General features: G+C 71.1%; 12 protein-coding genes. 6 read left to right on the top strand and 6 right to left on the bottom strand.

The window, feature by feature from the left end; all coding sequences use genetic code 11:
- Nucleotides 1–37: 37 nt before the first annotated feature.
- Nucleotides 38–799 carry an SDR family oxidoreductase gene (locus C4T78_RS05160; RefSeq protein WP_093346609.1) on the top strand — a complete coding sequence of 254 codons (762 nt, stop codon included), beginning with the start codon at nucleotides 38–40 and terminating at the stop codon, nucleotides 797–799.
- 67 nt (nucleotides 800–866) lie between these two features.
- On the opposite strand, the gene C4T78_RS05155 is transcribed toward C4T78_RS05160, so the two are convergent.
- The gene (locus tag C4T78_RS05155; protein WP_093346612.1) at nucleotides 867–1,844 is read right to left on the bottom strand and encodes a helix-turn-helix transcriptional regulator; all 978 of its coding nucleotides are present in this window, start codon (nucleotides 1,842–1,844) and stop codon (nucleotides 867–869) included.
- A gap of 114 nt (nucleotides 1,845–1,958) precedes the next feature.
- Here C4T78_RS05155 and C4T78_RS05150 point away from each other — a divergent pair, with 114 nt between their 5' ends.
- A complete protein-coding gene (locus tag C4T78_RS05150; RefSeq protein ID WP_093346615.1) occupies nucleotides 1,959–2,354 on the top strand; it encodes a RidA family protein in 396 nt (131 codons plus the stop codon).
- Nucleotides 2,355–2,423: 69 nt separating this feature from the next.
- Here the strand turns inward: C4T78_RS05150 and C4T78_RS05145 are convergent, their stop codons facing one another.
- Together C4T78_RS05145 and C4T78_RS05140 are read right to left on the bottom strand one after the other, a co-directional pair.
- A complete protein-coding gene (locus tag C4T78_RS05145; RefSeq protein WP_177247394.1) occupies nucleotides 2,424–4,058 on the bottom strand; it encodes an MDR family MFS transporter in 1,635 nt (544 codons plus the stop codon).
- Nucleotides 4,055–4,639 (bottom strand): TetR/AcrR family transcriptional regulator, encoded by a 585-nt coding sequence (locus C4T78_RS05140; protein ID WP_235863018.1) that lies wholly within the window; start codon nucleotides 4,637–4,639, stop codon nucleotides 4,055–4,057. The genes C4T78_RS05145 and C4T78_RS05140 overlap by 4 nt, the downstream gene beginning before the upstream one ends.
- A gap of 299 nt (nucleotides 4,640–4,938) precedes the next feature.
- On the opposite strand from C4T78_RS05140, the gene C4T78_RS05135 reads away from it, so the two are divergent.
- From C4T78_RS05135 to C4T78_RS05120, 4 genes are all read left to right on the top strand, one after another.
- Nucleotides 4,939–6,144, top strand: a complete 1,206-nt coding sequence (locus tag C4T78_RS05135) for an MFS transporter (protein WP_093348411.1) — start codon at nucleotides 4,939–4,941, stop codon at nucleotides 6,142–6,144.
- 61 nt (nucleotides 6,145–6,205) lie between these two features.
- A complete protein-coding gene (locus C4T78_RS05130) occupies nucleotides 6,206–6,793 on the top strand; it encodes a TetR/AcrR family transcriptional regulator (RefSeq protein WP_218161499.1) in 588 nt (195 codons plus the stop codon).
- Between the two features lie 107 nt (nucleotides 6,794–6,900).
- Nucleotides 6,901–9,279, top strand: coding sequence for an arylsulfatase (locus C4T78_RS05125; protein WP_374703858.1), 2,379 nt, complete (start codon nucleotides 6,901–6,903; stop codon nucleotides 9,277–9,279).
- On the top strand, nucleotides 9,272–10,150 hold the full coding sequence (locus C4T78_RS05120) for a formylglycine-generating enzyme family protein (protein WP_093346623.1): 879 nt from the start codon (nucleotides 9,272–9,274) through the stop codon (nucleotides 10,148–10,150). Before C4T78_RS05125 ends, C4T78_RS05120 begins: the two co-directional genes overlap by 8 nt.
- A 28-nt stretch (nucleotides 10,151–10,178) precedes the next feature.
- Here the strand turns inward: C4T78_RS05120 and C4T78_RS05115 are convergent, their stop codons facing one another.
- The 3 genes from C4T78_RS05115 to C4T78_RS05105 all read right to left on the bottom strand — a co-directional run bounded on the left by C4T78_RS05115 (nucleotide 10,179) and on the right by C4T78_RS05105 (nucleotide 13,391).
- Entirely contained in the window at nucleotides 10,179–10,781 is a 603-nt protein-coding gene (locus tag C4T78_RS05115) for a TIGR03086 family metal-binding protein (protein WP_177247395.1), read from the bottom strand.
- Nucleotides 10,782–10,849: 68 nt separating this feature from the next.
- On the bottom strand, nucleotides 10,850–12,385 hold the full coding sequence (locus tag C4T78_RS05110; protein WP_235863144.1) for a UxaA family hydrolase: 1,536 nt from the start codon (nucleotides 12,383–12,385) through the stop codon (nucleotides 10,850–10,852).
- A gap of 97 nt (nucleotides 12,386–12,482) precedes the next feature.
- Nucleotides 12,483–13,391, bottom strand: a complete 909-nt coding sequence (locus C4T78_RS05105) for a GlxA family transcriptional regulator (RefSeq protein ID WP_093346628.1) — start codon at nucleotides 13,389–13,391, stop codon at nucleotides 12,483–12,485.
- Nucleotides 13,392–13,468: the final 77 nt, after the last annotated feature.

The following is a 13,468-nucleotide window of genomic DNA, read 5'->3' as shown; positions in this document are numbered from 1 at the left end:
GTAGGCTGGCGGCCGGTTCCCGACCACGGAGGAGCGCATGGCGGTTCAACTGGACATGGCGGGGCGGGTCGTCCTGGTCACCGGAGGCACCAAGGGCATCGGCCGCGCGATCGCCGCGGCGTTCGTGGCGGCAGGCGCCCGAGTGGTCACCTGCGCCCGGTCCGAAGTGGACGAGCCGGCCCCCGGCACCTCGCACCTGCGCTGCGACGTGCGGGACGCGGATTCGGTCCGCACGATGCTGGACGACCTGCTCGCCCAGCACGGGCGCCTCGACGTGGCGGTGAACAACGCCGGGGGAGCGCCGTACGCGCTGGCGGCCGACGCCTCCCCGCGCTTCCACGACAAGATCCTCGGCCTCAACCTCGCCGGACCGCTGCAGGTTGCGCAAGCCGCCAACGCCGCGATGCAGCGGCAGGACACCGGCGGCGCGATCGTGAACATCTCCTCCGTCAGCGCCCTCCGCCCCTCACCCGGCACGGCGGCCTACGGCGCGGCGAAAGCGGGCCTCGACTCCCTCACTCGTTCCCTGGCGGTGGAATGGGCCCCGAAAGTCCGGGTCAACGCGATCAACGTGGGCCTGTGCCGAACGGAGCTGACCGGAGACCACTACGGCGGGGACGAAGGCGTCGAAGCGATCGAGCGCACGATCCCCCTGGGCCGCATGGCCCGCCCGGAGGAGATCGCCAACGTCGCCCTCTTCCTGGCCTCCGACCTGGCCTCCTACGTCAGCGGTGCCGCGGTCGAATGCCACGGAGGTGGCGAACCCCCGGCCTTCCTGTTCGCCGCGCAGAACAGCTGACCGGTCCAGGAGCGGATGCGACCGTCCAACTCCTCGGTTCGCGCACGGGGCAGCGCGATACCGCGCGTCAGGGCGACGTTCCGTAGCGGGCGGCGATGGCGGCAGCGCGATCGCGCAGGGAGGTGCGCAGCCACTGCGGGGCGAGGGCTTCTGCATCAGTGGTGAGCTGCCACAGCGCCCATTCGGCGTGTCGCGCATCCTGGAAGGTCACCTCCAGCCGCAGCCACCCGTCCGCATCGGTTTCCTCGGCGCGGACGGCCAGCGCCGTGCCCGCCAGGTCCGCACGCCGCGCCGGGTTCACCCGGACCAGCACGGCGACCTGATCACCGCCGGTCCGGAACCGCGTGCTGCGTTCCTGCCAGGCCCGGTCGAGGTCGATCCCGTCCGGTCGTTGCGCGGCTTCGTCGAGCGCCTCGGCGGCCAGCACCCGGGCCAGCCGGTAGGTGCGGTCCGCGCCGGACCTCGTAGCCAGCAGGTAGCCCTGGCCGCGCACGGTGACCAGGCCGATCGGATCCACGGTGCGCCACTTCGGGGCCTGGTCCGCAGCCGCGTAGTGGATGCGCAGCTTGCGCCCGGCGAACACCGCGCGCCGGATCTCGGTCGCCACGGCGTCGGGCACCTCCTCGGTGGCCACCACGCGGCGGGACAGGAGGTCGGTCTCGGGATCGATGAGCAGCCGCCGCGCCGCATCGGCCGCGGTGTCCCGGTAGCTCTCCGGCAGTGCGTCGACCACCTTGAGCATGGCCGATGCGAGCGCCGAGCCGAGGCCGAACGCCTGCGCTCCGCGCCGCGATCCGGCGACCAGCAGGGCGAGCGCCTCGTCGTGGTTCAGCCCGGCGAGTTCCGTCCGGAAACCGGGCAGCAACGCGTAACCGCCGTGCCGGCCGCGTTCGGCGTAGACGGGGACACCGGCCGCGGACAGCGCTTCGACGTCACGCAGCACGGTGCGGGTCGAGACCTCCAGCTCGCGGGCCAGGGCGGCCGCGGACAGCCGACCGCGCTGGCGGAGCAGCAGCACCAGCGAAACCAACCGGTCGGCGCGCACGGGAGAAAAGCTATCGGAATATGCGACGCAGGATGGCGTGATTCGTTGGGAGGCTCAACGCGACATCACAGGCGGGCGACGACGCCCGGTGGATCGAATGGAACTGATGTGGCTTTGGAACGAACGGCGATCAACCCGGTGACCTGGTCGGTGGAGATGGGGTTCAACCAGGGCGAGGTCGTCTCCGGGCACTCCCGCACCCTGTACTGCTCCGGGCAGACCGCGATGGGGAGCGACGGCGAGCCCCAGCACCACGGCGACATGGCGGGCCAGGTGGCGCTGAGCCTCGACAACCTGGAGGCCGTGCTCGGCGAGGCCGGGATGTCCCTGGCGAACCTCGTCCGGCTCAACGTCTACACCACCGACGTCGACCTGCTCTTCCAGCACTACGGCGTGCTCGCGTCGAGGTTGGGCGCTGCCGGGGTTTCTCCGACCACGACGATGCTCGGGGTGACGCGGCTGGCGATCCCGGGCCAGATGGTCGAGCTCGAGGGGACCGCTGTGGCGTGATGCCGCCCGCTGCTCGTGCCGGTCGAACGGCGCGAGCAGCGGGCAGGCGGTGTTGTCCGGGTGCGCCGGTCAGGTCGTCGTGTCGTGCTGGGCGGTGACTCCTCCTGCCTTGCCCTTGCGCTGCTCGGCCTCCAGGCGCTCGGCTTCCTCGCCGCCGATCGCTTCACCGCGGTCGACCAGGCCCGCGACGTCGGAGAGCGGGATCTGCTTGAGGAACAGGGCGAGCAGGAAGGCGATGCCGATGAAGGGCAGGAGGTACCAGAAGACCGGGGCGAGGGCGTCGGCGTAGGCCGTGACCACGCCGTCGCGGACCGGTTCCGGCAGCTGGGCCAGGGTCTTCGGGTCGAGGGTGGCGGTGGCGGTCGAGGCGTCGGCCGCCGAGGCGCCCGCTGCGGTGAAGACCTCGGTGAGGTTCTCGGTGAGGCGGGTGGTGAAGATCGTGCCGAACACCGCCACGCCGAGCGCCGCGCCGACCTCGCGGAAGTAGTTGTTCGTGCTGGTCGCGGTGCCGATCAGGGCGGCGGGGACCGCGTTCTGCACCACCAGCACGACCACCTGCATGATCAGGCCGAGGCCCGCGCCGAAGACGAACAGGAAGACGCAGATCAGCCAGATCGGCGTGTCGGCGGCCAGCGTGGTCATCATGACCATGGCGGAGCCGGTGATGAGCGTGCCGATGATCGGGTAGATCCGGTACCGCCCGGTCTTGGTGATCAGGCCACCGGAGGCGATCGAGGTGCCCAGCAGGCCGACCATCATCGGCAGCAGCAGCAGACCGGAGACGGCCGCCGAAGTGCCCGAGGACATCTGCAGGAACGTCGGCAGGAAGCCGATGGCGGCGAACATGCCCAGGCCCAGCGTGAGGCCGATCGCGGTGGCGTTGATGAAGATCGGGTTGCGGAACAGGCTCAGCGGGATGATCGGGTCAGCGGCGCGGGATTCGGTGATCACGAACGCGATCGCCGCCGCGAGCAGCCCGGCGCCCCAGGCCCAGGTCTCCGGCGCGGTCCAGCCGTGCGCCTTGTCGCCGCCGAAGTCGGTGAAGAAGATGAGGCAGGTCGTGGCCACCGAGAGGAACACCACGCCGAGGACGTCGATCGGCTGGGTGGCCTTCTTGTTCGGCAGGGTCAGCGCGACCAGCGCGATGATGAACGCGGCGATGCCAATCGGGATGTTGATGTAGAACGCCCACTGCCAGGTGAGGTGGTCGACGAAGAACCCGCCGAGCAGCGGCCCGCCGACGGCCGACAGGCCGAAGATGCCGCCGAGCGGTCCGAGGTACTTGCCGCGCTCGCTGGCCGGGACGATGTCGGCGATGATCGCCTGCGAGAGGATCATCAGCCCGCCGCCGCCGAGGCCCTGCATGGCCCGGAACACCACGAACGTCCAGAAGTCGGTGGCGAAGGCGCAGCCCACCGAGGCGAGCGTGAACATCGCGATCGCCACCAGGAAGAGCCGCCGGCGGCCGAGCACGTCGCCGAACTTGCCGTAGATCGGCATCACGATGGTGGTCGCCAGCAGGTAGGCGGTGGTGATCCACACCTGGTGCTCGACGCCGCCGAGGTCGCCGACGATCGTCGGCATCGCGGTCGAGACGATCGTCTGGTCCAGGCTGGCCAGCAGCATGCCCGCGATCAGCGCGCTGAAGATGATCCAGATCCGCCGCTGGGTCAGCAGCAGCGGGGCGGGAGCGGTCGTTGTCATGATGTCCGTTCGGGGTCGTGGGGTGGTGCGAGAAGCTCGCGGGCGGCGGCTAGCCTGCGGCCCAGGATCTCCGCGTAGGTGCCGGTGTCGTCCGGGGCGAGGAACTCCCAGGCGCTGGCCCGGACGAGGACCTGGATGAGCTGCACGGCGGCAGCCGCCCGGAGGTCGCCGGAGGGCAGGCCTTCGCGCCGCTCGACGAGCTCCACGTCGGACTGCTCATCGCGCAGCAGCCGCTCGAAACCCTTGGTGAGCAGCCGCGGTTCGCGCTCGAACGCCGCGCGGACGTCGTGCATGCTCTCGGCGGTGATTCCCGAGCTGTCCCAGCGGCGCACTGACAGCTCGGCCAGGTCGTCGAGCAGGTTCGGCGAGATCCCGGGGACGTCCGGTCGGCCGCGGCCGGTGAACCAGGCGGTGAGGTCCTCGTCGTCCCTGCGGGCGGGCACCCCGAGGACGGCGTCGTCCTTCGAGGTGAAGTAGTTGAAGAAGCTGCGCCGGGAGATCCCGACGTGCTCGCAGACCTCTTCGACGGTGAATCCCGACAGGCCGCGTTCCGCGGTCAGCCTGCGGGCGAACGAAGTCATCTGCGCGATACGTCGGCGGCGCACGTCATTTGCACGATTCATTGCATAGTGCATTATTGCACTCTTAGTTGCAGAGTGCATCGAACCTGCCCTGTGGGCAAGGTCGCACTCCCGCTTTCCGCCTCATCGCCCCTCGTCGGCGGCCTCCACCTCGTCTCTCGCGGCTCCCGCGGTGGATCCGCGCGCCCGCCCGTGGTATCTAATCTAACGATCGTTTCAATTGTTACGATCGTTCAAATTTCTGAGGGGAGTCCCGATGACCCGCACGCTGCTGGACGTCGCCGGAAGCGGTGCGCACCATGGCTAATCCGTACCGGGAGCTGTTCTCGGCACCAGGCTCGCTCGCCTTCGCCGCGGCGGGACTCGTCGCTCGAATACCGGTGCCCATGACCGGGATCGGCATCATCGCGATGCTCGCCCAGATGCGCGGCGACTACGGCCTGGCGGGCGCGGTTTCGGCGGCGTTCACGCTGTCCATGGCCCTGATCGCCCCGCAGGTGTCGCGCCTGGTCGACCGCCTCGGGCAGGGCCGGGTGCTGCTGCCGGTGACCGGGATCAGCGTCGCCTCGCTCGGCGCGCTGCTGCTCTGCGCCCGCTACGGCGCACCCGTCTGGACGCTGTTCGTCTTCGCCGTGCTGGCCGGGTTCATGCCGAGCATGGCCGCGATGGTGCGGGCCAGGTGGTCGCAGCTGTACCGCGACTCGCCGCGGCTGCACACCGCGTTCTCGCTGGAGTCGGTGGTCGACGAGCTGACCTTCGTCATCGGCCCCGCGCTGTCGGTTTCGCTGTGCACCGCGCTGTTCCCGGAGGCGGGCCCGCTGGTCGCCGCGGTGTTCCTGGCCGTCGGCGTGGTGCTGTTCGTCGCGCAGCGCCGGACCGAGCCGGCCGTGGTTCCGGCCGCGGAGGTCACCGGCGGTTCGGCGATCGCGGGCGGCGCGGTCAAGTTCCTGGTGCTCGTGCTGGTGGCGGGCGGCGTCATCGTCGGCACCGTCGACGTGGTCAGCGTGGCCTTCGCAGAGCACCTGGGGCAGCCCGCGGCCGCCGGGATCGTGGTCTCGGTCTACGCGCTCGGTTCCGGGCTGTCCGGGCTGGTCTTCGGGATGCGCAGGCTGACCGTTCCGCTGCCGCGGCTGCTCCTGGTGTTCACCGCGGGCACCGCGCTGACCACGTTGCCGATGCTGGTCGCGGGCGGTGTCCCGGCGCTGTCGGTGACGGTGTTCTTCGCCGGGATCTTCTTCGCCCCGACGATGATCGTGGTCATGGGCATGGTCGAGAAGTTCGTCCCGGCCGGCAAGCTCACGGAGGGCATGACCTGGGCGATCACCGGCCTGAACATCGGCGTCGCGCTCGGCGCGGCGGCAGCGGGCCAGGCGATCGAAGCCTTCGGCGTCCAAGGCGGGTTCGTCATCGCGACCGGCGCGGGCGGGCTCACCTTCCTGGTGGCGTTGCTGGCCTTCCCGCTGCTCAGGCGGAAGTCGCGGGAGACCGACCCGGTGGCCGCGTGAGCCCGGCGGTGGCTTGCGCGAGCAGGCCACCGCCGCTGCGTACAGTACGGGCGGCGTGAACATGCACTTGGGAGGTGGCACGCTGAGCGAGCCGACCACCGACGGGCGCCGGATCAAGGGCGAGCGGCGGAAGCAGGAGCTGATCGAGGCGACCCTGCGCGTCGTGGCCCGCGACGGCGTGGCAGGCGTCAGCCACCGGACGGTCTCCCGCGAGGCAGGGCTGCCCGCGACCGCGGCGGCGTACTACTTCAACGGCATCGAAGACCTGCTCACCGAGGCGCTCACCCGCTGCATGGACGAGGACGCCGAGCGGATGCGCGTGCTCGCGGAGCGAGCCGACGGCGGTGCCGACAGCCTGCGCGCGCTGGCCGAGCTGATGACCGAGGTCGTCGCCCGCTCGGCGCACCTGCTCGCCGAGTACGAGCTGTACCTCCGCGCCGCCCGCGACCCGCGGCTGCGCCCGCCGACCCACCGCTGGATGGACGCCGTCGCGGAGTTCGGCCGCCGCTACACCGACGACCCGGTGCGCATCGACGTGCTGGTCGGCCTCATGGACGGAGTGCTCCTGCAGAGCCTGCTCCGGGACCGGCCGCCGACCACCGAGCGGTTCGAGGAGATCCTGCGGCTGGTCCTGGGCGAGCCGTCCTAGCACCGGTGCGCCTCGGAAGCGGGCGCGGCATCGACGATCCCATTCGGTGAGACCGCGATGCCCGGTTTCTTGGTGGATTCGCGACGGATGTGGAAGATCGTCCGTGGATGCGCCTGGAGGTGTGGATGAGCGACGCCGCCCGTTCCCGCGAGCGACTGCCGATCCCGGACGAGGCCGGGACACCGACCACCGCGCTGGACGCGCGCGACCAGCAGCCCCGGTTCGAACCCGTGCAACCCGTGCGACCACCCGAATCGGCGCCGAACGTGGTGGTCGTGCTCATCGACGACATGGGCTTCGGCGCGCCCAGCGCCTTCGGCGGCCCGTGCCGGATGCCGACCGCCGAGCGGCTCGCCGACGGCGGCCTGCGCTACAGCCGCTTCCACGTCACCGCGATCTGCTCGCCGACCCGGCAGGCGCTGCTGACCGGCCGCAACCACCACTCCGTGGGCATGGGCGTGACCACCGAGATGGCCAGCGCCGCGCCCGGGTACAACGGCATCCGCCCGCGCAGCGCCGCGACGCTGGCGCAGGTGCTGCGCGGAAACGGTTACAACACCGCCGCTTTCGGCAAGTGGCACCAGACCCCGGCTCGCGATGTCAGCGCCGCGGGGCCGTTCGACCGGTGGCCGACCGGGGAGGGCTTCGAGAAGTTCTACGGGTTCCTGTGCGCGGAGATGAACCACTGGTATCCGCTGCTGTTCGACGGGACGACCCCGCTGGAGCCCGAGCGCAGGCCGGAGGACGGCTACCACCTGTCCGAGGACCTCGTCGATCACGCGATCGACTGGGTGCGCGACCAGCGGTCCCTGAAGCCGGATCACCCGTTCTTCGTCTACCTGCCGTTCGGCGCCACCCACGCGCCCTACCACGTGCCCCGCGAATACCGCGACAGGTACCGGGGCGCCTTCGACCACGGCTGGGACCGGCAGCGGGAGATCACGCTGCGGCGGCAGAAGGAGCTCGGTGTGGTGCCCGAGGACGCCGAGCTGGCGCCGTGGGCGCAAGGCGTTCCGCACTGGGACGAGCTGTCGGCGACCGAGCAGCGGGCGGCGGCCTCGCTGATGGAGCTCTACGCGGGTTTCGCCGAGCACACCGACGACCAGGTGGGACGGCTCGTCGACGCGCTGGAGGAGCTCGACGCGCTGGACGACACGCTGTTCATCTACATCCTCGGCGACAACGGTGCCTCCGCGGAGGGCGGGCTCGGCGGCACGCTCAACGAGCACCGCTTCGCCAGCGGCATCCCGGACAGCGCCGAGTTCATCCTCGACAACGCCGACGCGCTCGGCGACGCGACGACCCACGCCCACTACCCGGTCGGCTGGGCGCTGGCGATGAACACCCCCTACCAGTGGACCAAGCAGGTCGCCTCGCACTTCGGCGGCACCCGGGACGGGATGATCGTGCACTGGCCCAGCGGGATCGCCGAGCGGGGCGGGGTGCGCCACCAGTTCCACCACGTGATCGACGTGGTGCCCACGGTGCTGGAGGCGGCGGGCATCCCGCACCCGGTCGAGGTGGACGGCATCGCGCAGAAGCCGATCGAGGGCACCAGCATGCTCTACAGCTTCAACGCCGCCGACGCGCCGGACCGGCACCGGCTGCAGTACTTCGAGATGGTCGGCAACCGGGGCATCTACCACGACGGCTGGATGGCGGTGACCCGCCACGGCACGCCGTGGGAGATGGTGCAGGGCGACCAGCGCCGCTACTTCGACGACGACCAGTGGGAGCTCTACGACACCTCGGTCGACTGGACGCAGGCGTGCGACATCGCCGCCGAGCACCCGGGCAAGCTCAACGAGCTCAAGCAGCTGTTCCTCGTCGAAGCGGGCAGGCACGGCGTGTTCCCGCTCGACGACCGGATGACCGAGCGGGAGAACCCGAAGGAGGCCGGGCGACTCGACCTCATGGGCGAGCGCCGGTCGATCACCTTCCACGCCGGTGCCAAGCGGCTGACGGAGGAGACCGCGCCGAACGTCAAGAACCGCTCGCACCGGGTGACCGCCCTGGTCGAGACCGATGGCGCGGCAGCGGGCGTGATCATCGCCCAGGGCGGCCGTTTCGGCGGCTGGTCGGTGTACTTCCACGAGGGCCTTCTCTGCTACGCCTACAACTACTTCGGCCTGGAGGTGCACACCGCGCGGGCCCGCGCGCCGCTGGCCGCCGGGCGCCACGAGATCCAGGTGGACTTCGCCTACCACGGCGGCGGTGTCGGCCGGGGCGGTGACGTGACGCTGCACGTCGACGGGGAGCAGGTCGGCGAGGTCGTCGTCCCGAAGACCATCCCGTACTACTTCGCCTTCGACGAGACCTTCGACATCGGCGTCGACCGCGCGACACCGGTCACCGACGACTACCCGGTGGCGGACAACGCCTTCTCCGGCGAGCTGCACCGGGTCCGCGTCGACCTGGGCGAGGACCTGCACGACAACGCCGAGGCCGATCGGGATCGCGCCCGGTTCAAGGCCGCCCATGACTGAACGGGCCTGCTGCGCACCTTCGGCAGGGCGGTCCACGACGGACGCCGAAGTCTCGCCCGCCGCCGTTCCCCGGGCGGAAGGCATGGTGCGGCTCGACGGCGGCTCGTTCCTGATGGGCAGCGAGGACGAGCTCGCCTACGCGGAGGAAGGGCCGGTCCGGACGGTGCGGGTCGGGCCGTTCCGGATCAGCCGCACCGCTGTCTCCAACGCGGAGTTCGCCGAGTTCACCGCCGCCACCGGCTACCGCACGGAGGCCGAGCGGTGGGGCTGGTCCTTCGTGTTCGCGGGCCTGCTGCCCGACGACTTCCCACCGACCCGCGGCGTCGCGGCGGCCCCGTGGTGGCGCCAGGTCGAGGGAGCCGACTGGCGCCGCCCGGAAGGGCCGGGGTCCGATGTGGACGGCAGGGCCGATCACCCCGTGGTGCACGTGTCCTGGAGCGACGCGCAGGCGTACTGCGCGTGGTCCGGGCTGCGGCTCCCGTCCGAGGCGGAGTGGGAGTACGCCGCGCGCGGCGGCCTCGCGGGCCGCCCCTTCCCGTGGGGCGATGAGCGGGAACCGGGCGGGGAACACCGGATGAACGTGTGGCAGGGGACGTTTCCGCAGCACAACGACCGGTCCGACGGCTGGGTCGGCACCTGCCCGGTCACCGCGTTCGAACCGAACGCCTTCGGCCTGCACAACACCACCGGCAACGTCTGGGAGTGGTGCGCCGACCGGTTCGCCCCCGGTGGCCCGAGCCGCAGCGCCCGGGGCGGCTCCTACCTGTGCCACGACTCGTACTGCCGCCGCTACCGGGTATCGGCCCGCCAGGGCTTGACCCCCGACACCTCCACGGGCAACACCGGCTTCCGCTGCGCACAGGACGCCTGAACCCGCTGCGCGGTCGCGCTTCACCGTGTCACGGCTCGCGGCCCATGCGGCGCAGCATGCGGTGCTGGTCGCTTTCGGCGGTGGCCGGCAGCGAGGGTGCCGCGAAGTGGCGGTGCGTGGAGTTCGGATCGAGCGGGCCTTCGGCGACTTCGGCGTAGAGGTGTTCGAAGTTGTCCTCGACCCAGTCGACGAGTCCGGGATCCAGGTCTTCCGGGGCTCCGATGGCGCGGGCGAGGTCCCAGGTGTGCACCGCGGTGTCGGCGATCAGCAGGCCGAGCAGCTTGCGGCCGTCGGCCGGTCCGAAGGGGTAGTCGACTTCCCGGTCCAGGGCACCGGTTTCGGCGAACGTCGCCAGGCACTCGGACGCGGCGGCGCGGAACGACTCCGCCGGGTCCTCGCCGAGGGTGTTGTGCTCGCGGATCGTCAGGAACTGGTCGCTGCTGCCACCGCGCAGCAGCATGCGGTAGATGACGTTCGCCTGCACCAGGTGGCTGACGAGCGCGCGCACGTCCCAGTCCGGGCAGGGCGTCCGGGCGGTCCACTGCTCGGGCCCGACCGAGCGCACCAGGTGGGCGAAGTCCTCGTTGGTCCGGCGGAGGTGGCCGAACAGCACGTCATCCGCGTCGCTCATGACGATGATCATGCGGTGCGGCCGGGACCGGTGTCTCGCGGGAATCGGACGCCGCGCCCGGGCGCCGGTCAGAGCACTGTGGACAGGTGCCAGGGAACGAATTCCTCTTCGCCGTAACCGAGTTCCTCGCTCTTGGTCTCCTCGCCGGAGGCGACCCGCAGGATGTGATGGAAGATCTGCTCGCCCATCTCGGCGACGGTCAGCTCGCCGTCGGCGATGACGCCGCAGTTGATGTCCATGTCGTCGGTCATGCGTTCGTAGAGCGGGGTGTTGGTGGCCAGCTTGATGCTCGGCGCGGGCTTGCAGCCGAACGCCGAGCCGCGCCCGGTGGTGAAGCACAGCAGCTGCGCGCCGCCCGCGATCAGCCCGGTGGCGTTGACCGGGTCGTAGCCGGGGGTGTCCATGAACATCAGGCCGCGGCCGGTGATCGGCTCGGCGTACTGCAGGACGTCGACGAGGTTGGTGGTGCCGCCCTTGGCCGCCGCGCCCAGCGACTTCTCCAGGATCGTGGTCAGCCCGCCCGCCTTGTTGCCGGGGGAGGGGTTGTTGTTGATCGAGCTGTCGTCGATCTGGACGTGCTTCTCCCACCAGGCGATCCGGTCCACCAGCTTCTCGCCGACCTCGCGGCTGACCGCGCGCCGGGTGAGCAGGTGCTCGGCGCCGTAGATCTCGGTGGTCTCGCCGAACACGGCGGTGCCGCCGTGCCGGATCAGCAGGTCCGCCGCCGCGCCGAGCGCCGGGTTGGCGGTGATGCCGGAGTAGGCGTCGGAACCACCGCACTCCATGGCCAGCACGAGCTTGTCCGCGGAGACGGTCTGCCGCTGGTAGGCGTTGGCGACCGGCAGCATCTCCTCGATCCGCCGCACGCCCTCGGCCACCGTCTTCTTCGTGCCGCCGAGCTCCTGGATGGTCATGGCGTGCACGGGCATGCCCGGCGGCAGCCGCAGGTCCTCGGTCAGGCTCTTGACCTGGTTGACCTCGCAGCCCAGGCCGATCACCAGCAGCCCGGCCAAGTTGGGGTGCCCGGCGTAACCGCGCAGCGCGCGGCGCAGCACCTCGAAGCCCTCGTTGCCCTGCCCGCTGTGCCCGCAGCCCAGCGTGTGGGTCAGCGGGCAGACGCCGTCGACGTTCGGGTAGTCGTCGAGCACGCCGGAGGCCTCGATCCGGCGGGCGATCATCTTCGCCGCGGTCGCCGAGCAGTTCACCGAGGTCAGCACCGCCAGGTAGTTGCGGGTGCCGACCCGGCCGTCGGGGCGCACGAAGCCCTGGAAGGTGGCGCGCTGCGCGCTCGGCACGTACTCGGTGGGCACCACGTCGGCGCCGTAGGCGTGCTCCCGATGGAACTCCTGGTAGGCCACGTTGTGCGTGTGCACGTGCTCACCGGCGGTGATCGGGCGCGAGGCGAATCCGATGATCTGGCCGTACTTGCGGACCGGTGCGCCCGCTGCGATGTCCACAGTGGCCAGTTTGTGTCCGCGCGGCACCTCGGCGGGCACGTGGATCCCGGAGTAGGTGCCCGCGGCCACGTCGGTTCGGGCGATGAGGACCGAATCGTCGGCGTGCAGGCGGAATCCCAACTCATCCAGCGACGGCAACCTGATCACCCTCACTTCATCATCGTGAAGAGATTTCCAAGTGGTGAACCCGATGCTAAACAGCCGATCCCAGGATGTCACGACGAACCGATACGCCGATTCGGTGTCAGCGCTCCCGGGCGCGCAGGCGGCGGAGCATGCGCGAGTCGGTGAAGCCGACCGCCCGCGCGGCCGCGTCGGCGGTCGCGCCCTGCGCGAGCAGGTGCTCGGCGCGTTCGATGCGCAGCGCCTGCTGGTAGCGCAGGGGCGTCAGCCCCGTGGCGCGCACGAAGGAGCGCGTGAGCGTGCGCTCGCTGCAGCCGCCGGCGGCGGCGAGCACGGCCAGCGGCAGCGGCTCCGCGAAGCGGGCGTCGATGAGGTCCTGGACGCGGTGCACCGCGTCGTTGAGGTGCGCGCGGTGGCGGAGCATCGCGCTGTCCTGCTGGTCCTCGCCGTTGCGGCGGGCGTAGACGACCATGTCGCGCGCGACCCTGGCCGCCGCTCCCGGGCCGTGGTCGGCGGCGACGAGGTGCAGCGCGAGGTCGATCCCGCTGGCGATGCCCGCCGAGGTGGTGATCCGGCCGTCCTCGACGAACAGCACGTCGCGCACCACGGTCGCCGTGGGATACCGGCGCGCGAGCTCGTCCTGCAGGTCGTGGTGGGTGGTGCAGCGCCGTTCGTGCAGCAGCCCGGCCTGCCCCAGCGCGTCGGCGCCGGAGCACACGCTGGCCACGGCGCCACCAGCGGCGTGGTGAGCGCGGAGCCGCTCGGCGGAGGCCGCGTGCAGCCGGGGCCAGTGCGGCGGATCGGGCACCCGCGACCCGGGCACCAGCACCAGGTCGTCGGCGGTCAGCTCCGGCCACTCGGTGCCGGCGTGCAGCGGAAGTCCTTGCGCGCTCAGCACGTTCTCGCCCTGCCCGACGTAGGACAGCGCGTAGTCGTGGCCGAGGTTGGCCGCGGTGGAGAACACCTGCGCGGGCCCGGCGAGGTCGAGCAGGTGCAGCCGGGGCAGCAGCAGGAAGACGATGCGTCGCACGATCCGCCCAGCCTACGACACCCGGTGCGGGCCAAGTCCCGTGCGCGTTTCGGGGCGCCACAGCACCCCGAAACGCG

This window comes from Saccharopolyspora kobensis, from assembly GCF_900108315.1.
Classification (GTDB): Bacteria; Actinomycetota; Actinomycetes; order Mycobacteriales; family Pseudonocardiaceae; genus Saccharopolyspora; species Saccharopolyspora kobensis.
Note: the sequence above shows the minus strand (reverse complement) of the source record. Positions and strands in the feature narration are given on the sequence as shown.

Coding starts and splice junctions, on each gene's coding strand:
- C4T78_RS05160 (WP_093346609.1), top strand. CDS start 38: ATGGCGGTTCAACTGGACATGGCGGGGCGGGTCGTCCTGGTCACCGGA.
- C4T78_RS05115 (WP_177247395.1), bottom strand. CDS start 10,781: ATGAGCGACGCGGATGACGTGCTGTTCGGCCACCTCCGCCGGACCAAC.
- C4T78_RS05145 (WP_177247394.1), bottom strand. CDS start 4,058: ATGACAACGACCGCTCCCGCCCCGCTGCTGCTGACCCAGCGGCGGATC.
- C4T78_RS05135 (WP_093348411.1), top strand. CDS start 4,939: ATGGCTAATCCGTACCGGGAGCTGTTCTCGGCACCAGGCTCGCTCGCC.
- C4T78_RS05125 (WP_374703858.1), top strand. CDS start 6,901: ATGCGCCTGGAGGTGTGGATGAGCGACGCCGCCCGTTCCCGCGAGCGA.
- C4T78_RS05140 (WP_235863018.1), bottom strand. CDS start 4,639: ATGACTTCGTTCGCCCGCAGGCTGACCGCGGAACGCGGCCTGTCGGGA.
- C4T78_RS05130 (WP_218161499.1), top strand. CDS start 6,206: ATGCACTTGGGAGGTGGCACGCTGAGCGAGCCGACCACCGACGGGCGC.
- C4T78_RS05120 (WP_093346623.1), top strand. CDS start 9,272: ATGACTGAACGGGCCTGCTGCGCACCTTCGGCAGGGCGGTCCACGACG.